This is a genomic window from Agrobacterium sp. CG160-95 (assembly GCF_053521725.1).
This window is the reverse complement of sequence record NZ_JBNWDU010000004.1, coordinates 260,750-281,550: the sequence shown is the minus strand read 5'-3', so window position 1 is coordinate 281,550 and position 20,801 is coordinate 260,750. Positions and strand designations below refer to the sequence as shown.

Sequence of the window (20,801 nt, the reverse complement as noted above, 5' to 3'; positions counted from 1 at the left end):
GCTAACTGGTGGTGGAGCAGCTTTACGCGGCCTTGACCAGTCATGTCTTCAGACAAAGTCCAAGCCGCCCGAATTTTCAGGCGGCTTTTTTGTTATTCTGCCGCCTGTCATCGGGCCTGAAAAACGGGAAGTGCGAAAGAAATGGTAACGATCATTCAGGATGACGGAGCGGAAACCTACGAGACGAAAGGCGGCATAAAGGTCAGCCGAAAGCGTCGCGCCGCCGAATATGCCAGCGCCATCGACAACTACATCGAAAAGCTCGATGCCCATCGCGGCGCGGTTTTCTCGTCCAACTACGAATATCCGGGCCGCTACACGCGCTGGGATACGGCCATCATCGATCCGCCGCTCGGCATTTCCTGCTTCGGTCGCCAGATGTGGATCGAAGCCTATAACGGCCGCGGCGAAGTGCTGCTCGACCTCATCACCGAAAAGCTGAAGGCGACGCCCGATCTGACGCTGGGCGCATCCTCCGTCCGCCGTCTCGACCTCACGGTCAACGAGCCGGACCGCGTCTTTACAGAAGAAGAACGCTCGAAAATCCCGACCGTCTTCACGGCGCTGCGCGCCATCGTCGACCTGTTCTATTCGAATGCGGATTCGGCCATCGGCCTGTTCGGCGCCTTCGGTTACGATCTCGCTTTCCAGTTCGACGCGATCAAGCTTTCGCTCGCGCGCCCGGAAGACCAGCGCGACATGGTGCTGTATCTGCCCGACGAAATTCTCGTCGTGGACCATTATTCCGCCAAGGCCTGGATCGACCGTTACGATTTCGAGAAGGACGGTGTAACGACGGACGGCAGGTCCTCAGAGATCGCGCCCGATCCCTTCAAGACCACCGACACGATCCCGCCCAAGGGCGATCACCGTCCAGGCGAATATTCCGAGCTGGTGGTGAAGGCCAAGGAAAGCTTCCGACGCGGCGATCTGTTCGAGGTCGTTCCCGGCCAGAAGTTCATGGAGCGCTGCGAAAGCAATCCATCGGCGATCTCCCGCCGCCTGAAGGCGATCAACCCTTCGCCCTATTCCTTCTTCATCAATCTCGGTCATCAGGAATATCTGGTCGGTGCTTCGCCGGAAATGTTCGTGCGCGTCTCCGGCCGTCGCATTGAGACCTGCCCGATTTCAGGCACCATCAAGCGTGGCGACGACCCGATTGCCGACAGCGAGCAGATCCTGAAGCTGCTGAATTCGAAGAAGGACGAGTCCGAACTGACCATGTGCTCGGATGTGGACCGCAACGACAAGAGCCGCGTCTGCGAGCCGGGTTCGGTGAAGGTCATCGGCCGCCGCCAGATCGAGATGTATTCGCGCCTCATCCACACGGTCGACCACATCGAGGGCCGTCTGCGCGACGACATGGATGCCTTCGATGGCTTCCTCAGCCACGCCTGGGCCGTCACCGTCACCGGCGCACCGAAGCTCTGGGCCATGCGCTTCATTGAAAGCCATGAAAAGAGCCCGCGCGCCTGGTATGGCGGTGCAATCGGCATGGTCGGTTTCAACGGCGACATGAATACCGGGCTTACGCTGCGCACCATCCGTATCAAGGATGGCATCGCGGAAGTCCGCGCCGGTGCGACGCTTCTCAATGATTCCAATCCGCAGGAAGAAGAAGCCGAAACCGAACTGAAGGCATCCGCCATGATCGCGGCCATTCGCGATGCAAAAGCCACAAACTCGGCCGCCACCAAGCGCGATGCCGCCAAGGTCGGTACCGGCGTCAAAATCCTGCTGGTCGATCACGAAGACAGTTTCGTGCACACGCTGGCGAATTATTTCCGTCAGACGGGTGCCACAGTTTCCACCGTCAGAACGCCGGTCGCAGCGGAGGTCTTCGACCGCTTCCAGCCCGATCTCGTCGTGCTTTCGCCCGGACCGGGCAGCCCGACGGATTTCGACTGCAAGGCGACGATCAAGGCCGCCCGCGCCCGCGAGCTGCCGATCTTCGGCGTGTGCCTCGGTCTTCAGGCGCTGGCGGAAGCCTATGGCGGCGAACTTCGCCAACTTGCGGTACCAATGCACGGCAAGCCCTCACGCATCCGCGTGCTGGAGCCAGGCCTGGTCTTCTCCGGTCTCGGCAAGGAAGTGACCGTCGGTCGCTACCACTCGATCTTCGCCGACCCTTCCACCCTTCCGCGTGATTTCATCATCACCGCTGAAAGTGAAGACGGCACGATCATGGGCATCGAACACGCCAAGGAACCGGTAGCCGCCGTGCAGTTCCACCCGGAATCGATCATGACTCTCGGCCAGGATGCCGGCATGCGCATGATCGAGAACGTCGTGGTGCATCTGACCCGCAAGGCGAAAACCAAGGCAGCGTAAACATCCTGCATCGGCGGCGTCACTTCGGCGCCGCCGGGCAAGCCTCAAACAGCGCGACTTCGAGATCGCTTGCTGCCTAGCTACGCGGCAGCGATGTGGAAATGCACAGCGCGAATTTCTTCAAAAGTTGCATGTCGAAGTGGCCTTCCCGGCGCAACATCCACGTCAGCGCTTCGTTTGCCGTCCACGGCTTCTTGTAGGGCCGAACCGAGGTTACGGCGTCATAGACATCGCAGATCGCCGCAATGCGCGCGTAAAGACTGATCTCGTTTCCGGCGCAGCCGCTGGGATAACCGCCGCCATCAATGCGCTCGTGATGATTGAAGCAGACATCCAGAACCATGGCCGGCATCTGCTGGTTGCGAGACAAGATATCCCGGCCAAACGTTGGATGAAGATTGATGATTTCCCGCTCGGTGGCGCTTAAACCTTCCGCCTTGTTGAGGATCGACGAAGGAATTTCCACCTTGCCGATATCGTGCAGCAGGCCGCTGATGCCGAGCAGATCGACCGTTTCCTTGTCCAGCCCGAGATAATTGCCAAAATGGATCATCAACCCGCTGACGGAAACCGAATGTACGAAGGTCGTCTCGTCCTTCGACTTCAACCGGGTAACGCCGATGAAAATCGCCGGGTTCGACTGGACCGCATCGGAAATCTTGCCGGCCGCCGCTGTCATGCCCTTGAGCGACACGCAGCCACCGGCTTCGGCAACGGCAAATGTCTCGGCAATGGCATCGGCGGCGGAGCGCACGGCATGGGTGATGGCAGCCATGGTTTCGGGGCCATTGTTTAATCGCGGCGGGACGTTTCCAGAGTACGGCCTACCCTCGACATCGTTTCCCCTGGCCGTATTGATGATGATGCTTTCAGCGCCGCTCAATTTCAATTGACGCATCAACTCTTCATGGCGCAGAAGAAATCGATATCGCTGCAAAAATTCGCTGTTCGAAAGCGCTCCCTCGACCGCTTCGATAAACATGCCAACCGTCAATTGCTGGGTAGAAATTCGTTTGAGCATCAGACGCTTTTATTTTCCTTCCCGGGAATGGTAACCTCCGCTGGCAAATGCTGAAAAGACCGGAACCAACCGGTATCCCTGCAAGGGTAAGTTACGCATTCCTAACATTGTTCAATTTTGGAACTTAAACATAAGATAGCACGAATATGAAAATTTTTTACTCTGGATATATTTAAAACGCAAAGAATCAATTCGATTAAGTCAAGAAACAACCTAAGAATGTAAATACTGAAAATTCTCGCGAACGACGTAAACCAGGAGCCGAAGAAAAGCCGCATGAATTCGAAACTTGAAACGCGCATCGATCAGGGTACGGGCCGTGAACCGGCAGATATAGTTCTCAAGGGCGGACGATTCTTCGACCTCGTAACTGGAGAACTTGTTGCCTCCGACATCGCCATCTGCGGCGATACCATCGTTGGAACTTGCGAAAGCTACAAGGGTCGCCGGGAAATCGACATTTCCGGGAAAATCGTCGTTCCAGGTTTCATCGATACCCATCTCCACATCGAATCATCGCTGGTCACGCCGCACGAATTCGACCGCTGCGTTCTGCCCTACGGCGTTACCACCGCCATCTGCGACCCGCATGAGATCGCCAATGTTCTGGGCGCGGAGGGGCTTCGGTTCTTCCTGGACAGTTCCATGGAAACCATCATGGACATCCGCGTGCAGCTCTCGTCCTGCGTGCCCGCAACCCATCTGGAAACCTCGGGCGCCGATCTGCCGATCGAAAAACTGCTGCCGTTCCGTGATCATCCGAAGGTTATCGGCCTTGCCGAATTCATGAATTTTCCGGGTGTCATCCACAAAGACCCGGTATGCATGGCAAAACTCGAAGCCTTTCAGGGACAGCATATCGACGGACACGCGCCGCTTCTGTCGGGAACGGCGCTGAACGGATATCTGGCAGCCGGCATCCGCACCGAACATGAGTGCACCAGTGCTGCCGAGGCTTTGGAAAAGATCCGCAAGGGCGTGCATATTCTCGTGCGCGAAGGCTCGGTCTCAAAAGACCTGCACGCCCTGATGCCTGTTATCACCGAGCGTCTGTCGCCTTATCTTGCGCTTTGCACCGATGACCGCAACCCCCTCGACATCGCCGAACAGGGTCATCTCGATTATATGATCCGCACTGCAATCGCCAACGGCGTGGAACCGCTCGCCATCTACCGCGCCGCCTCGATTTCCGCCGCAAAGGCCTTCGGCCTGCGCGATCGCGGTCTTATCGCACCGGGCTGGCGCGCCGACCTCGTGGTGATCGACACCTTGCAGAACTGCAAGGCCGGCATGGTCTTCTCCGGCGGCCGTATCGTCGATGACGCGCTGTTTGCCACCCGCAAGCCGGTCGCGCCCGTCGGTCTTGACAGCGTCAAGGCAAGACCCGTGCTCGCCGCCCATTTCGGCGTGCCGGTCGCGCAAGGCGAGACCCCGGTGATGGGCGTGCTCCCCGGCAAGATCATCACCGAACATCGCCGCTACACGCTGCCGACGGACGGCAACCAGACGACTGTCGATCTCGCAAACGACATCATCAAGGTCGCCGTCATCGAGCGCCATGGCAAGAACGGCAACCACGCCAACGGCTTCGTGCAGGGCTTCGGGCTGAAGAAGGGCGCCATCGCCTCCACTGTGGGTCATGACAGCCACAATATCTGCGTTGTCGGCGTTAACGAGGACGACATGGCGCTGGCCGCCAACCGGCTCGGCGAAATCAAGGGCGGTTTCGTGGTGGTCGAAGACGGCAAGGTGACGGGCGAGATTGCGCTCCCGGTTGCCGGGTTGATGAGCCTCGAACCTTACGAAACGGTGCGAGACACGCTCCACACCCTGCGAAAGGCAGCCTATGCGCTCGGCACGACGCTCGAGGAGCCCTTCCTGCAGGTGGCTTTCCTGCCGCTACCCGTCATCCCGCACCTGAAGATTTCCGACATGGGCATGGTGGATGTGGATCGGTTTGCACTGATCTGACGATGGAGTTTATCGGCTGGAAACAGCGTAATCTGCTTATGCCGCGTTTCTGAGACGGCGCGAGCCGTCTCAGGTTTTCGTTTCTGCAGGCCACGTCACGTAATAATATTTGCCCGCGACCCTGCCAAAATAGGCGTGGCGCAAGTTCCCGGAATAAGCATAAAAGAGCCGAGCGACGTCCGCATGAAAATGCCGGTTCAGACAAGGCGAAACGGACGGATTGCTAAATCGGCTGACTTACAGCATCGGCAAGTCATGAATGCGATGGCAGCAGCTTGCGGAAATAAACCACCCGTTCGGTCTCCTCAAACCCCAGCGCCGCGTGCATGCGGTGTGAATCGACATTGGCAATATCGGCATCGGAGGCAAGCTCGCTCACACCCTTGCTGATCGCCCATCGAGTGACCTCGGCGATCAATGCCGCGGCAACGCCCTGACCGCGGAATTCCTCCTCCACATAAACGCCTTCGAGAAACGCAACAGGCGATGTATCGCATCCGTTGACATAATCCCGCCGGAGGCTGACGTCGGCAAAACCAATCGCCATTCCGACCAGATCATAGGCAATGAAACCGGCGTCGTTGTCGGAGAGGTTCTGCAATTCCGCCCTGTGTTCGGCAACAGAGGCATCGGGCCATAAACGGTGGCGCAAAAGGGACCAGTCATCCAGAAATGCTGCGGCGTCCCTGATGGAAAATTGCAGGCTCAAGCGACGACCCCGCAAAACACGTCCAACCCCTCAAGCTTCACGATTCCGGCGTCGAACAGCGGCTCAAAACCCGGCATCGGCAGGATATCCGTGACCTCCATACCCTTCGGGACAGGAAATTCCACCGCCTCACGGGTCAGGTTGAAAACGAACAGTAGTTTTTCGTCACCCTTGTGGCGCGTGAAGGCCAGCACATCGAGATTGGTCTTGATGAAGTCCATATCGCCGTCGCGCAATGCTCCATGGGTTTTGCGGAAGGACAAGACCGCGCGGTAGTGGTTAAGAACCGAGTCCGGCCTGCGCTCCTGCGCATCCGCCGCCTGCATGGCGTGGACATAGGGCACCGGCAGCCACGGCTTTTCCGCGCTTGAAAAACCCGCATTCGGCTTGCCGGTTTCCCACACCATCGGCGTGCGGCACCCGTCACGCCCCTTGAAGGCGGGCCAGAAGCGAATGCCGTAGGGGTCACGCAAATCCTCGAAGGCCAGTTCGGCCTCGGTCAGGCCCAGCTCCTCACCCTGATACAGACATATCGAGCCCCGTAGGCTGGCGAGAACGCAGATGGCGAGCTTCGCAACCCGCGTCTGCTCCTCGGAGCCTTCGGAAAACCGGCTCAGATGGCGCACCACATCGTGGTTGGAAAAAGCCCAGCACACCCAGCCATCCGTCACCACCTTGCCAAAGGTCTCAACCGAGCCCCGCAGGTGTTTTGCGCTGAAATCCGGGCCAAGCAGATCGAAGGTATAGCACATGTTGAGTTTGTCGTTGCCGGATGTGTAGGCCGCGACCGTCTTCAGCGAGCGTGCGCCGTCCCCCACCTCGCCCACGGTGGCGCGGCCCTCATATTCATCGAGAAGCGCGCGGAAGCGCTGGAGGAAGGCCACGTTTTCCGGCCGCGTCTTGTCGTAGAGATGATCCTGCATGCCGTAAGGATTGACGTCGGACGCATCGAGACCAAAGCTTTCGTCGTCCAAAAGCGGCGGGTTGTCGCGCAACAGCTTGTCGTGGAAATAGTGATTGACGGTATCGAGACGAAAACCGTCCACGCCGCGATCGAGCCAGAACCGTACGGTTTCCAGAAGCGCATCCTGAACATCCGGATTGTGAAAATTGAGATCCGGCTGCGAGGCGAGAAAGCTGTGCATGTAATATTGCTTGCGCACGCCATCCCATTCCCATGCCGGCCCGCCGAAAACGGAAAGCCAGTTGGTGGGCGCCGTGCCATCCGGTTTGGGATTGGCCCAGACATACCAGTCCGCCTTGCTGTTGATGCGGCTTGCACGGCTGTCCACGAACCAGGGATGCTTGTCGGATGTATGCGAAATCACCTGGTCGATGATGACTTTCAGCCCCAGCCGGTGCGCCTCGGCCATCAATGCATCGAAATCGGCAAGCGTGCCGAACATCGGATCGACATTGCAATAATCGGATACGTCATAGCCCATATCGGCCATGGGAGAGGTGAAGAAAGGCGAGAGCCAGATGGCATCGACGCCGAGCGAGGCGATGTAGGACAGCCGCTTCGTCACCCCGGCAAGATCGCCGTAACCGTCGCCGGTCGTATCCTGAAAGGATCGCGGATATACCTGATAGATCACCGCCCCCTTCCACCAGTCCGATTGCGCTTGGGATTTGTGGACCGGGGCATGGGTTGTCGGCATGAGCGATCTCCTGATGAGGGTTGGTCCGAGAATATAAAGCAGCTGTCCCTGCGTAAACCGGAACTTCGCAAATGCCCAAAATCACCTCGAAGCGGGCTTGTCAGGCACCTCCTGTCGTCGTAATCCCGAAGGTAAAGCAAGTGGAGGATGACGGCGTGGGCGGACGATTTCTGTCGATTGGCGAATGTATGGTGGAACTGTCGCAGGCCGGAAACGGGCTGCTGCGCAAGGGTTTTGCCGGTGATACCTTCAATACGGCATGGTATGCACGTGCCTGCCTGCCAGAAGACTGGTCCGTCGATTATTTCACGGCACTCGGCGACGATCCTCTTTCGCAGGACATGCTGGCCTTCATTGCAGATGCCGGTATCGGCACGGAAAAAATCCGCCGCATCAAGGGCGGCACACCCGGCCTTTACCTCATCAACCTCAAGGATGGTGAGCGCACCTTCAGCTATTGGCGCAACGCCGCCGCAGCAAGGCAACTCGCAGCAGATGCGGACCACCTGCGCAAGACGGTGGAAAGCGCCGACGTCATCTATTTTTCTGGCATCACGCTCGCCATTCTCGCCTCGCCGCACGATGTAGATACTTTCCTTGCGGAACTGCGCCGCGCCAAGGCAGCGGGCAAGCCCGTGGTCTTCGACCCGAACATCCGCCCGCGCCTCTGGTCCGACAAGGACACGATGCTGGAGACGATTACCAACGGCGCACGCGCCGCAACGCTGGTAATGCCAAGTTTCGATGACGAAGCCAGCCATTTCGGTGACACATCCGTCGAGGCCACAATCGAGCGTTACCGTGCGCTCGGCGTCGCCAACATCGTCGTCAAGGATGGCGCAAAGGGTGCGACACTCGATTTCAGCGGCGCACGCAGCCACGCTCCGGCGGTAGAAGCCGTGGATGTGGTGGATACGACAAGTGCAGGCGACAGTTTCAACGGCGCGTTTCTCGCCCGATATGTAGCCGGCAGTTCGCCGCATGACGCCGCCGTCTTTGCCGCACGGGCAGCGGCAACCGTCATCGGCCATCACGGCGCGCTGATCAGCCCCGAGCTTCTTCCGCTGGTCGGATGATGCCAGACGGAACCGGCTTCCTGATACCTGTGCTTGTCACAGGGATGACCAGGAGAGCGCATTACGGACAGAGCAAGCTTGTGTGTGCCAAGGACACTTATCTACCCTCATCCGCCCTGACATGATCCTGTAACACGCACGCCGCATATACGGGCGGAAGCCGGGTGGTGGGGAATCGCCCGCGCGCAGTCGAGCAGGATCGGTGTTTCATGACGAGAATCACGATTGTCACAGATGCCTGGCACCCGCAGGTCAACGGCGTGGTTCGTTCCATCGAAAATACCAATACGGAACTCGCGCGGCTGGGCGTGGATGTGCACATGGTGACACCGCAGAGTTTCTACAGCATCCCCTGCCCGACCTATCCGGAAATCCGCCTGTCAGTCGCCGGCTATCGCCGTGTCGCGGCGGAGATTGAAAAAAGCCAGCCCTCCTTCGTGCACATCGCCACCGAGGGTCCGCTGGGTTTCATGGCGCGGCGCTGGTGCGTGAAGAACAGGATGCGTTTTTCCACCAGCTATCACACCCGCTTTCCCGAATATGTCGCGGCGCGCTTCCCCATCCCGGAAAGCTGGCTTTACGCTTTCGTGCGCTGGTTTCACAATGGCGGCAACACCTGCATGGTGGCGACGCCAAGCCTCGAGACCGAGCTTGAGGCCCGCGGGGTTCGCAACTTGAAGCGCTGGAGCCGCGGCATCGATGCCGAACTGTTCCATCCACGTCCGAAAACGTCGCTGCCTTTCGATCTGCCGAGACCGATCTTCATGACGGTCGGTCGTGTGGCGGTGGAAAAAAACCTGCCTGAATTCCTCGACCTCGAGCTGCCCGGATCGAAGGTCGTGATCGGCGATGGCCCGGCGCGCCATGAATTGCAGGAAAAATATCCGGACGTGCTGTTTACCGGCATCAAGACCGGGGAAGAACTCGCGGCTGCCTATGCGCAGGCCGATGTCTTCGTTTTCCCGTCCAAGACCGACACATTCGGCAACACCATTCTGGAAGCGCTGGCGAGCGGTGTGCCGGTGGCCGCCTTCCCCGTTACCGGGCCGATCGATATTCTCGGCGGCAATCCCGGGGCAGGCGCGCTGAATGACAATCTTCGCGACGCGTGTCTTGCAGCGCTCCATTGTTCATCGCAGGAGGCCCTGGCGCTTTCCAAAAGCTACAGCTGGGAAAAGGCATCGCGGCAATTCCTCGACAACGTCATTCACGCCGCCGGAAAATCCCTGCCGCTTTTGTCCCGCTCACGACTTGCCTGACGTGGAGACACATTGATCCCCGACATTTTATCGGGGAACGGTGGACGAAACAAAGCAGGAGTGTCACAAGACGATCTGGACGCGACCGCCGTTATCTTTAGAACGGGGTCGGGCTGCTGATTGACGTCAGGCGGCTGCCGCGAGATCACGCTGGCCGTCCTAATTTCACAAAGACTTATCCCGTCTCAGATCACCACGCGCCGACGAGCGCCTGGCCGGAAAGCGGCACCGTCCGCGCCTTGCCGTTCCGCTCCGTGACCGAAAGCGACGGGGACATCTGTTTCGGCGACTTGCGGAACCAGTTCGCGGCGACGCTCGCCAGATCGCCAATCATCGCCTGCTTATGCCAGTCGGCAAAACGCCGCGCGGTGGCTTCCGGCTCGGAGCGGTAGAAGAAATCGCCGGAATGATCGAGATCGTTGATAGAAGCCGCCATGGCCGATAGCGGACGCTGAAACATCTTCGGGGGCACGGAAAGTTCGCGTGCGCTCTGCGAAAAAGCGGGCGCCATGAAATCGATCGCCCATCCCTCCGCTTCGACCCAGCAATGGAAATTATCGCCAGCGCCCGTTACGTAACCATCGTCACGATGGTCCGCAAAAAGCATGACCGTTCCACCAAGATTATAAGCGGCAAGCCCGCCCTTCGGCACAGCTTTCACCTTGTAATGCTGCTGAAGGATGAAGGCGCCGAAGGTGCTGAAATACATGCAGGCCGTAGCCGGGTCGGCATTGTCGTTGACGAGCAGGCTGTTGATGACGCGGTAAATCCGGTGATAGTCGGTCTGCTTGATCAACATGGTTTTTTACTCGCCGGTTTTATGGTTATCGGAAGGCAACGGGAGAGACCGGTTCACCGTCGATCTCGATATTGGTGAGACCTCTGCCCCACGCAACGTCATCCTCGGGCTTGTCCCGAGGATCTACCTCCCGAGTCGCAAAATCGAAAGTTTGCAGATTCTCGGGACTAGCGCGAGAATAACGGAGGGAGGTTTTCAGCAGCCGATTACCGCCTCTTCTTCGCCTTGCTCTCGAACGGATTATCGGAGCCACGATAATGCACGCGGATCGGCACGCCCGGCATGTCGAAATCCTTGCGCAGACCGTTCACCAGATACCGCGTATAGCTCTCCGGAATGGCTTCCGGTCGGGTGCAGGAAATCATGAAGGCCGGCGGTCGCGCCTTTACCTGCGTCATGTATTTCAGCTTGAGGCGGCGGCCGGAAACGGCCGGCGGCGGATGCTGCGTGGTCTGCGCATCGAGCCAGCGGTTGAGCTTGGCGGTCGAGATGCGGCGGTTCCAGATCTTGTCGGTATCGATGATGTTCTGCATCAACCGGTCAAGGCCATAGCCCGTCTGGCCGGACATCGGCACGGCGCGAATGCCGCGGGCCTGCGGCAGAAGCCGCTCGGTCTTTTCACGCAGATCGGCCAGAAACGCCTGCGGATCTTCAACCAGATCCCATTTGTTGAAGGCAAGCACGGCGGCGCGGCCTTCGCGGATAACGAGATCGACCAGCTGCAGGTCCTGCTTTTCGAACGGAATGGTGCTGTCGAACACGATCACCACCGTTTCGGCGAAACGAATGGAGCGCAGGGAATCCGCGACCGAGAGCTTCTCCAGCTTCTCCGTTACCCTGGCCTTGCGGCGCATGCCGGCCGTGTCGAACATCTTGATGGTGCGGCCGCGCCAGTCCCACTCGACGGAAATACTGTCGCGGGTAATGCCCGCTTCCGGGCCGGTTAGCAGGCGGTCTTCACCAAGGAAACGGTTGATGAGGGTGGACTTGCCCGCATTCGGTCGGCCGATGATGGCGACACGCAGCGGCTTGGTCTCGTCATAAACAGGCTCTTCTTCTTCCTCTTCCTCGCTGCCTGGCTCAGTGCGCGGAAGAACGATATCGGTCTCCGCCTCATCCACTTCAGGCGGGAAGGCGACGTCTTCGCCGATCGCCTCGACGATGGCGTCGCGCAGGTCGATCATGCCCTGGCCATGTTCGGCCGAGATGGCGCACGGATCGCCAAGACCGAGCGTAAAGGCATCGTAGAAGCCCGCATCGGAACCGCGCGCCTCGGACTTGTTGGCCACCAGAACCACCGGCTTGCCACGACGGCGCAGCATTTCGGCCAGCGTTTCATCGGCGGGCGTCAGGCCTGCCTTGGCGTCAACGACAAAAAGCGTCACATCGGCTTCGTCGATCGCCGCTTCGGTCTGCGCCCACATGCGGCCCTGAAGCGTCTCCGGCCCGGATTGCTCCAGACCAGCGGTATCGATGATGGTGAAACGAAGGTCGACAAGCTTCGCGTCGCCGGGGCGGCGGTCACGGGTCACGCCCGGCGTATCGTCGACAAGCGCCAGCTTCTTTCCGACCAGACGGTTGAAAAGCGTGGACTTGCCGACATTGGGGCGCCCGACTATGGCGACGGTGAAGCTCATTGATTGTTAATCCTTGGAGGTGGGAAAGCCGTGTTAGACAGCTTTGCCCGAAGCAGTGATATTGTCGAGCATGATCTGCGCGCGGTTCGTCACATTGCGTGGCGCCTGCGCGTCGCTGACGATCTGCTCGAACCATTGTTTGGCCTTGGCGAAATCGCCAGCCTTGTAGGCGGCAAGACCAAGGGCTTCGCGAGCCGATGCACGCATGGTCTGGCCTTCGCCGCTCAATGGCTCCGCTAGTGCAACGACCTGATCATACGTGCCGTTGTCAACCAGCAGCCACGCCGCGCGCACCTTCGCCGTATCGCGGAAGACCTGCGGGGCAGACGTGTCGTTGCCGATCGCGGTGAAGGCAGCGATGGCGCCGGCCGCATCGCCCTTCTGCGAAAGCAGCGTCGCAGAACGGAACTTCGCCAGTACCGGATAATTGCCATGACCGGAGGTTTCAAGATCGGCAAAGGCCTTCAGCGCTTCGTCCGTCTTGTTGTCGGAAGCAAGCTTCAGCGCCGCAATGAACTGGTCGCCGGAATTGGAAGCGCGGCTGGTGTTCCAGTATTCGTAGATGCCAGCACCGGCGGCGCCCACAACCACGAGAACGGCGGCGCCAACGACCACGATACCGTAGCGGCCCCAGAAACGGGAAAGCTGCTCGGAACGGATCTGCTCGTTCACTTCGCGGATAAAGGTATCATTTTCGTTTGCCATCAAATTCTCCGTTACCCGCGCGGAGATCGTCGCCGATCCATCCGTTCGCAGACATACCAAGCCGCTTACCCGGGTCAGCAAAAGTCCGGCCGACGGGTCATGGTCGGCCTTCTAGCCTATTTTGCCTGATATGTAAGGGGGAAACGTTGATTTCCTACATGGCGATGGGCTGAACGCCGATCAACCATTCGTGCAGTTTCAGGATGAAAGCGCCCCAGAGAACGATGCCGCCGACGATGGCCACCAGATCGTAACGGCCCGAGACGAAGGGACGGACCACTTTTTCACCCGCTCTTTCCCGGCGCTTCAGCGAAATCCGCATCACCACACCCCAGGCGAGGAACGATGCAAAGAGAAGAATCGAAGAGGTCTCTCCATTCGCCAGAAGATGGGCGAGCGCCCAGATCTTGACCGCCAGAATGAGCGGATGTTTTGTTCTGGTTGCGATGTGGCCAGCCGGGATGAGGCTGGCGATAAGACAGATCATCGCGGGCAGCATCAGGGTCACGGCGAGGTGGCTCGTCCAGACCGGCGGGTTCCACAGAACGCCGGTTTCCTGTCGCGCCTCGCCAAACGCATAGATGACGAGACCGAGCGTTACGAGGCTTGCGAGAGAATAGACGCCCTTGAACGGTCCTTCTCCCATCTTCGCGATCATCTGCGCGCGAAATTGCGGCGCAAACACCTTCAAAAGATGCGTCAGGAAAAACAAGGCAAGACAGAGTACGAGAAAAAGCATGGAACACGGTCCCCCGGTGGAACGGAATGCGGCCTCATTACCGCGACGCAGAAAAGGAATTAGGCTGAAAGACGTAAAAAAGCCAGTTTATTCAAAGCTTCGCCTTATTCCACACGCAAAAGGCAGCGGTGTTTCACATGACGGATGCCTGATGTTTCGCCCATTGACTGCTTTTTCCCTGTCGCTCTGCCTTGCCCTTCCCGCTTTTGCCGAAAATGCGGAGAAGCCGAAGCAGCTCGTCATCGTTTCTTTCGACGGTGCGGGCGACAATTCGCTGTGGGAAAGAAGTCGGGCGACGGCGAAGGAGGTCGGCGCGCATTTCACCTATTTCCTTGCCTGCACGCTGGTGATGGACCGTAAGACCAGCGCCAAGACCTATCAGGGCCCCGGCCAGAAGGCCGGGCGCTCCAATGTCGGATTTGGCCAGTCGCCGGAAGAGGTGGAGACGCGGCTGCGCAACATCTGGTCGGCCTATCGCGAAGGCCACGAAATCGGCAATCACACCTGCGGACATTTCGATGGCGGCCAATGGACCGCCGAGCAATGGGACGGCGAGTTCACCACCTTCACCAGCACGCTGGAAAATGCCTGGCAGATGATTGGCAAGAAGGGTGAGGAACCCGAAGGCTGGCGCGACATGGTGAAAAACATCGACGGTTTCCGCGCGCCCTATCTTTCGCAGGGGCCGGCGCTGACCGCAGCCCAGAAGAAACACGGCTTCGTTTATGACGCCACCAGCATCACCAAGGGGCCGGAATGGCCGGTGGAGCGCGACGGCATCGAACATTTCGGTCTGCCGCTGGTTCCGGAAGGCCCCGGCAATCGCCCGATCATCGCCATGGACTACAACCTCTTCATCCGCCACTCCATCGGCATCGAGACGCCGGACCGCGCGCAGGAATTCGAGGACCGCGCCTATGCGGCGTTCCGCACCGCTTTCGACAAGCAGTATAATGGCGAACGCATCCCTCTGCAGATGGGCTTCCATTTCGTGAAGATGAATGGCGGCGCCTATTGGAACGCCTATGAGCGGCTGCTGCGCGAAGTCTGCCGCAGCGACGATGTCGCCTGCGTGAGTTACGCCGAGGCCATGCCGATCATCAAGGCGCGCAGGAAGCAGAAGACCGAGGGCTAAGGTCCCCGGATACAATGCAAAAGGGCGGCCAGTCGGCCGCCCTTTTTGTTTTCCGTCAGGGCTTGTTGGCCGCCAGCTCTCCGGCTTCCGCTTCCCGCTGAAGATAACGCTCGTCGATTTCAGGCAGTGGCTTGTCATCGATCGCGGCCTCGAAAGCCACAAGACGTTTGTGGATGGACAGCAGCTCGATGATCGTGGTCCAGGAATTGACCAGATACTGGAACGAATTACTGACCTGACCGAAAGCCGTGGCGATCTGCTGGTAGATACCATAGGTGATCTTGCCCGCCACGATGGTGGGAACAAGCATCAGGAGCAGGAACACGGCATCGGCCTGAATGTAGAAATACCGCGCGACGTTGAAGTAGAGGTAGTGCCAATACATGCGGAAATAGTTTTTCCGCACATTGGAGTAAAGCTCCTTGACAGTCGGCGGCTGGGCGCGGTCGGCGTGATCCTCACCGTAGACCAGTTCCTTGCGATAGGCCGCTTCGACACGCTGGTTGCGGAAATTCAGGCCGGGCAGCTTGATGCCGACCGTCGCCAGAAGCACGGTGCCGAACACGGACCAGACAATCGCCAGCCAGAACAGCGCGTGCGGCACTTCGCCAAGGATCGGCAATTCGGAGACGTAGGACGACAGCGCAAACAGGATCGGCAGAAACACAACAAGCGTCATGACCGAATTGATCAGGGTAATACCCAATCCCTCCAGCGTGGAGGAGAACCGCATCGTATCTTCCTGAACGCGCTGCGAGGCACCTTCGATGTGGCGCAGCTTTTCCCATTTTGACATGTAGAAGTCGTTCATCGCGGTGCGCCAGCGGAAGATATAATGGCTGGTGAAGAAATCCGTGAGGATCGACACAGCCATGCTGAGAAAGGCGATCTTGGCGAAGACAATCTGAAGACTGTAAAAATCCCAGACTTCGATACCCGGCTGTTTGGACAGCGCATTTTGCAGGAGATCGCCGAAAGGCCGCCGGAAATTGTTGATGACGACGGAAATCTGAACGCCGAAATAGGTCACCGCGATAATCAGCAGCGATCCCCATATGGACCAGAACTTCCAAGGGTGATCCTTGGCGAGAACGGTCCAGACAGCCCCGAACAACACCAGGCACAATGCCAGATAGGCGTAGAAGAACAGATTGGCGGGAACCAGAAAATAGCTCAGATCGTAAGGTTCTTGCTCGGGCATCACGTAGCCCCAAGACCTGCCTAGCCCTTCAACGATGAAGTACCATCCAAGAATGGCGACAAAAGCCCAGACGATGGCGGAGGTGAAGAACAATTTAGGTTTGGGAAAGAAAGAATGAAACACGTTTCGAACTCACGCGCGTTTGAAGTCGGCCATTATTGGCGAAGCACTAGATGGCCCGAACCTAGGGCAGAAATTTGTGCACAGCAACGAAGAAGCGACGACCTTAACAAGATGTAAGGCGCAAACGGCGGATCGATCCCGCAAGGAACCCCTGAAATCGCCCCTTGTGAGGCGCAATATGCCCGGGCGGATTTAGCGCCGCTGCTCCGTGGCGAGAACCGGCAGCATCAGGAGAATGCTGGCGACAAGCACGGCAGAGGCGAGAATACTTGGTGCAGTAAAACTTCCCGTCACCTCGGCAATCCAGCCGGCGGCGAGTGGTCCGACGATCTGTCCAGTACCGAAGGCTGCCGTCATCAGGGCAAAGGCGCGGCGTGGGCTTGGGCCTGCAAATTCCCGGCCCAGCTGAAGGCCATAGGCGGTGATGACCATGAAGGTCAGCCCCAGAAGCAGACCGCCGGCAAGCACGCCCGGAACGGGTGGCAGCATGACGGAAGCGAAGACGCCGACGGCTTCCACAGCAAGCACGATCACGAAAGCGCGCTTCAGCCCTTGCGATTTCAAGACCGGCTTCCAGAGGAAAAGCGAAATGGCGGCGGCACATCCCGTCACGAACCAGGCCAGAAATTCCACGAAAGCGCCAGCAGCAGCCATGCGGGCAATCGCAACAATGAAGGTGGCGGTGATGACGTAACCGAAGCCGAACAGCCCATAGGCGAGCGTCGTCAGAAAGAGCGGCTTCGTCCATTTGAGCGGCGGCTCCGACAGCGCAGAGGCATGCCGGGGTGGCCCGGCGGGCATCACCCGCCAGACGAGAAGAAACGTAGCGAAGGAAAAGACGGCACCGGCAATCCACTCCTCCCGCCAGGAGGCACCGCCGCCATCAAAAACGACGCCGATGAGATAGACCACAAGCGAGGAAATCGCGATGCCGGCACCGACGCCGCCATAATGCAGCGCCTGAATATGGTCCTTGCCAGCTTTCATGGCGTGGCCGATGACGATCTGCGACGTGAAGATCATGGTCATCGCACTGGCAACGCCGGCGAAAAACCGGATCAGGGTGAAGGCCGCAACGGAGTTGAAGGCGGCCATGGCAAGCAGCAACGCGCCCGTGGAAAACAAGCCACAAAGGGCGACCAGCCGTTCGCGTCCCGAGCCCCAGGAATAGGCGGCGAGAACCGCCCCCGCGAGATAACCGGCGAAATTTCCAGCCGCGACGATACCCGCATCCCCCGCCGATAGCGGAACATCAGCCATCATGCCGGGAAGAATGGGGGTGAAGGAAAAACGGCCGAAGCCCATGGCGGACGCCATCATCAAGGCGCCGGCGAAACCGAGTGCAGTCAGATGTTTGGGGGAAAGTGGCTTGTCGATGCTCATGTACGGCTTATCGCAACCGCACTGCCACGGAACAAGCGAGTTATTTTGATCGGCAGCATAAGCCGTCTTTATTGGTACGAGATGCGAGATCCCGTCGCCTGCGCATCCCCTCACTCAACCAGCGTCAGCACCAGCGGGCCGTTCTTCGTAGCAACCACGGTATGTTCATACTGCACGGTCGGCGCGCTCGGATCGCTATAGAGCGTCCACGGATCGTCGTCGCCATCTTCGGCCCAATAGGCACCCGTCGACAGGAAGGGTTCAACGGTGAAGACCATGCCCTCCTGCATGATGCGCCGCTCACCCTTGTCCGGCCAGGTCGCCAGTTCCTTCGGCTCCTCATGCAGGGAGCGGCCGATGCCGTGGCTCGCCAGATTGGTGATCAGCGTGTAGCGGTTCTTTTTTGCAAAGGACCCGATGGCATTGCCGATATCGGCAAAGGGCCGACCGGTTTTCACCTGCTGCAAGCCCGTCCACATGGCGCGCTTGCCATCGCGGCACAGCCGCTCGATCTCCTTTTTTACCGGCGGCACGGCGAAAGACGAACCCGTATCGCCGAAGAAACCGCTCTTCACCGCCGAGACATCGATATTGACGAGATCGCCCGCCTTGATGATGCGCGGGCCAGGAATGCCATGCGCAACCTCTTCGTTGACGCTGATGCAGGTCGCGCCGGGAAACTGGTAGCAGAACTCCGGCGCCGATTGCGCGTCGTTATCCTCCAGTACCTTTCGGCCGATCGCATCCAGTTCGGCCGTGGTGATACCGGGTTCCAGCGCATCCGCCATGGTCTGCATGGCCACGGCGCAGATGCGACCGATATCCTTTAGCAAAACCAGTTCTTCGTCGGTGGAGATGACCATGTTTCTGTCCGTCGTTCTAAATGGCGGGTCTGAAGACGCCCGCCTTGGTAATAATCAGGCCGTGGCTTCCACCGGATCGGCACTCCCCGTCAATTCTTTTCTGACAACAGGCGCGACTTTCGTACCATAAAGCTCGATGCCGCGCATGATCTGGTCATGCGGCATCAGGCCGATTGCCATCTGCAACAGGAAACGGTCGTTCTTGAAAACGCCGTGCGCCTTGATGATCTTTTCCGCCACCAGCTCAGGTTCGCCAAGGAAGAGGTTGCCCTCCGGCCCACGCGCCGCATCGAAATGCGCGCGGTTTGTCGGACCCCAGCCGCGCTCGCGGCCGATGCGGTTCATCACCTCTGCCTGCGGTCCGTAAAACTGGTCCGCCGCCTTATCGGTGGTGTCGGCAATGAAGCCGTGCACGTTGATGCTGGTGCGCAGCCTGGTCTTTTCCTGCCCCGCCCGGCGTGCAGCTTCGTGATAGAGATCGAACAGCGGCGCGAAACGGCGATATTCGCCGCCGATGATGGCAAGCGCCACCGGCAGCCCCATGGCGCCGGCCCGCGCCACCGATTGCGGCGTGCCGCCAACCGCGATCCAGACCGGCAGACGCTCCTGAAGAGGACGCGGATAGACCCCGCGCCCATTGATGGCCGGATGTTTGGTGCCGGACCAGGTGACGATTTCGTTCTCGCGCAGCGCCAAGAGCAGGTCGAGCTTTTCCGCAAACAGCACGTCATAGTCTTCGAGGTCGTAACCGAACAGGGGGTAAGATTCGATGAAGGAACCGCGCCCGGCCATGATTTCGGCACGGCCGTTCGACAGGAGATCGACGGTGGAGAATTGCTGGAAGACCCGGACCGGATCATCCGAACTCAGAACCGAGACAGCGCTCGTCAGGCGGATATTCTTCGTCTTGACCGCCGCCGCCGCAAGCACGGTGGAGGGTGAGGACGCGACATAGTCCGGGCGGTGATGTTCACCCAGCCCAAACACATCCAGTCCGACCTGATCGGCAAGCTCGATTTCCTCAAGCAGTTCGCGCAGCCGGCGCGCACCTTCCGGCCCACGGCCATCGGCGGGGTTGGGATTGACATCCGCAAAAGTGTAAAGACCGAGTTCCATAGACGATACCTCTGTTTGATTGTCTGAGAGATAGGCACGGACGGCCCTCCAGACAAATGCAAAATCTGGCGTAAAATCTGGATGCTTAGCTTCGAAAAAGTGGATGGGCGCCGGCGCATTATGCCCCATGCCGGCCTCCCCCGAAATCGCGCCCGAAATCGCGATTGCCAGCCCGCCCCCTTTGGGCATAACCTGCTTAAATATGTGCGAAGTAATGCAAAAAGGGGAAAGCATGCATCGGACAGTTATCGTGACAGGCTCCACAAGTGGCATCGGCCTTGGCATCGCACAGAGATTTGCGAGGGAGGGCGCGAATATCGTGCTGAATGGCTTCGGCGACGAAGACGAAATTGAAAAACTCCGCCTCTTGCTGGAAGCCGAAAGTGGCGGGCGTGTGCTCTACCACCCGGCAGATATGACGAAACCGGACGAGATTGCCGATCTCATCAATTCCGCGCATGAAAAGCTTGGTTCGGTCGATGTGCTCGTCAACAATGCCGGCATTCAGCATATCGCTCCGATCGAGGAGTTTCCGACGGAAAAGTGGGATTGGATCATCGCCATCAATCTGACCAGTTCCTTCCATACGATGCGCGTTGCGATACCCCTGATGAAGAAGGCCGGCAAAGGCCGTATCATCAACATTGCCTCTGCCCACGGTCTCGTCGCCTCGCCGTTCAAATCGGCCTATGTGGCAGCCAAGCACGGCATCATGGGCCTGACGAAGACGGCGGCGCTCGAGCTTGCGCAGACGGGCGTCACCGTCAACGCCATCTGTCCCGGTTATGTGCTGACGCCGCTCGTCGAAAAGCAGATACCGGAAATGGCCAAGGTGCGCGGCATCAGCGAAGAGGCGGTGAAGAACGACGTGATGCTGGAATTGCAGGCGACAAAGCAATTCGTCACCATTGATGACGTGGCGGCAGCGGCGCTGTTTCTGGCAAGCGATGCCGCCAGCAACATTACCGGCACGCATATTTCCGTCGATGGCGGCTGGACAGCGCAATAATCGATGACATCTCTTTCCGTTTTGGAAACAATGAATTGCCAAAACGGAAATCGATATGCGCGC

Annotated in this window: 17 protein-coding genes; 6 read left to right on the top strand and 11 right to left on the bottom strand. The window is 58.9% G+C overall.

All coding sequences use genetic code 11. The features are described 5' to 3' along the window. The first annotated feature begins 141 nt into the window (after positions 1 to 141). Positions 142 to 2,331 carry an anthranilate synthase gene (locus ACQZ63_RS15710; protein WP_113556419.1) on the top strand — a complete coding sequence of 730 codons (2,190 nt, stop codon included), beginning with the start codon at positions 142 to 144 and terminating at the stop codon, positions 2,329 to 2,331. 76 nt (positions 2,332 to 2,407) lie between these two features. Here the strand turns inward: ACQZ63_RS15710 and ACQZ63_RS15705 are convergent, their stop codons facing one another. Further along, positions 2,408 to 3,352, bottom strand: a complete 945-nt coding sequence (locus tag ACQZ63_RS15705) for an HD-GYP domain-containing protein (RefSeq protein WP_113556420.1) — start codon at positions 3,350 to 3,352, stop codon at positions 2,408 to 2,410. A 276-nt stretch (positions 3,353 to 3,628) separates the two neighbouring features. Here ACQZ63_RS15705 and ade point away from each other — a divergent pair, with 276 nt between their 5' ends. After that, positions 3,629 to 5,323, top strand: coding sequence for an adenine deaminase (ade, locus tag ACQZ63_RS15700; protein WP_113556421.1), 1,695 nt, complete (start codon positions 3,629 to 3,631; stop codon positions 5,321 to 5,323). A gap of 253 nt (positions 5,324 to 5,576) precedes the next feature. Here the strand turns inward: ade and aac(6') are convergent, their stop codons facing one another. Further along, positions 5,577 to 6,032: an aminoglycoside 6'-N-acetyltransferase gene (gene aac(6') / locus ACQZ63_RS15695; protein WP_041694482.1), complete on the bottom strand. Its 456-nt coding sequence runs from the start codon at positions 6,030 to 6,032 to the stop codon at positions 5,577 to 5,579. Further along, positions 6,029 to 7,693, bottom strand: a complete 1,665-nt coding sequence (bglA, locus tag ACQZ63_RS15690; protein ID WP_113556422.1) for a beta-galactosidase BglA — start codon at positions 7,691 to 7,693, stop codon at positions 6,029 to 6,031. Before bglA ends, aac(6') begins: the two co-directional genes overlap by 4 nt. Positions 7,694 to 7,848: 155 nt before the next feature. On the opposite strand from bglA, the gene ACQZ63_RS15685 reads away from it, so the two are divergent. Both ACQZ63_RS15685 and ACQZ63_RS15680 read left to right on the top strand, forming a co-directional pair. After that, on the top strand, positions 7,849 to 8,769 hold the full coding sequence (locus ACQZ63_RS15685; RefSeq protein WP_162763677.1) for a sugar kinase: 921 nt from the start codon (positions 7,849 to 7,851) through the stop codon (positions 8,767 to 8,769). Positions 8,770 to 8,978: 209 nt separating this feature from the next. Then, complete coding sequence (locus tag ACQZ63_RS15680; protein WP_013636642.1) at positions 8,979 to 10,028, top strand: bifunctional monoglucosyl/glucuronosyl diacylglycerol synthase; 1,050 nt, start codon at positions 8,979 to 8,981, stop codon at positions 10,026 to 10,028. A 190-nt stretch (positions 10,029 to 10,218) separates the two neighbouring features. Here ACQZ63_RS15680 and ACQZ63_RS15675 read toward each other — a convergent pair whose 3' ends face one another. From ACQZ63_RS15675 to ACQZ63_RS15660, 4 genes are all read right to left on the bottom strand, one after another. Continuing rightward, positions 10,219 to 10,827, bottom strand: a complete 609-nt coding sequence (locus ACQZ63_RS15675) for a DUF2026 family protein (protein WP_111783611.1) — start codon at positions 10,825 to 10,827, stop codon at positions 10,219 to 10,221. A 206-nt stretch (positions 10,828 to 11,033) separates the two neighbouring features. Beyond that, the gene (gene der / locus ACQZ63_RS15670; protein WP_003513631.1) at positions 11,034 to 12,464 is read right to left on the bottom strand and encodes a ribosome biogenesis GTPase Der; all 1,431 of its coding nucleotides are present in this window, start codon (positions 12,462 to 12,464) and stop codon (positions 11,034 to 11,036) included. Between the two features lie 33 nt (positions 12,465 to 12,497). Then, positions 12,498 to 13,169: a tetratricopeptide repeat protein gene (locus ACQZ63_RS15665; protein ID WP_003513632.1), complete on the bottom strand. Its 672-nt coding sequence runs from the start codon at positions 13,167 to 13,169 to the stop codon at positions 12,498 to 12,500. 154 nt (positions 13,170 to 13,323) lie between these two features. After that, a complete protein-coding gene (locus ACQZ63_RS15660; RefSeq protein WP_065659129.1) occupies positions 13,324 to 13,908 on the bottom strand; it encodes an NnrU family protein in 585 nt (194 codons plus the stop codon). A 151-nt stretch (positions 13,909 to 14,059) separates the two neighbouring features. On the opposite strand from ACQZ63_RS15660, the gene ACQZ63_RS15655 reads away from it, so the two are divergent. Beyond that, positions 14,060 to 15,043 carry a polysaccharide deacetylase family protein gene (locus ACQZ63_RS15655; protein WP_113556424.1) on the top strand — a complete coding sequence of 328 codons (984 nt, stop codon included), beginning with the start codon at positions 14,060 to 14,062 and terminating at the stop codon, positions 15,041 to 15,043. Between the two features lie 55 nt (positions 15,044 to 15,098). Here the strand turns inward: ACQZ63_RS15655 and sbmA are convergent, their stop codons facing one another. The 4 genes from sbmA to ACQZ63_RS15635 all read right to left on the bottom strand — a co-directional run bounded on the left by sbmA (position 15,099) and on the right by ACQZ63_RS15635 (position 19,729). Beyond that, positions 15,099 to 16,367, bottom strand: a complete 1,269-nt coding sequence (sbmA, locus tag ACQZ63_RS15650) for a peptide antibiotic transporter SbmA (RefSeq protein WP_003513636.1) — start codon at positions 16,365 to 16,367, stop codon at positions 15,099 to 15,101. A 192-nt stretch (positions 16,368 to 16,559) separates the two neighbouring features. Next, on the bottom strand, positions 16,560 to 17,750 hold the full coding sequence (locus tag ACQZ63_RS15645; protein ID WP_080797951.1) for an MFS transporter: 1,191 nt from the start codon (positions 17,748 to 17,750) through the stop codon (positions 16,560 to 16,562). A gap of 110 nt (positions 17,751 to 17,860) precedes the next feature. Continuing rightward, complete coding sequence (gene map / locus ACQZ63_RS15640; protein WP_003513640.1) at positions 17,861 to 18,613, bottom strand: type I methionyl aminopeptidase; 753 nt, start codon at positions 18,611 to 18,613, stop codon at positions 17,861 to 17,863. A 54-nt stretch (positions 18,614 to 18,667) separates the two neighbouring features. After that, positions 18,668 to 19,729: an LLM class flavin-dependent oxidoreductase gene (locus ACQZ63_RS15635; RefSeq protein WP_113556439.1), complete on the bottom strand. Its 1,062-nt coding sequence runs from the start codon at positions 19,727 to 19,729 to the stop codon at positions 18,668 to 18,670. Between the two features lie 232 nt (positions 19,730 to 19,961). On the opposite strand from ACQZ63_RS15635, the gene ACQZ63_RS15630 reads away from it, so the two are divergent. Further along, positions 19,962 to 20,738, top strand: a complete 777-nt coding sequence (locus ACQZ63_RS15630) for a 3-hydroxybutyrate dehydrogenase (protein WP_025594214.1) — start codon at positions 19,962 to 19,964, stop codon at positions 20,736 to 20,738. Positions 20,739 to 20,801: the final 63 nt, after the last annotated feature.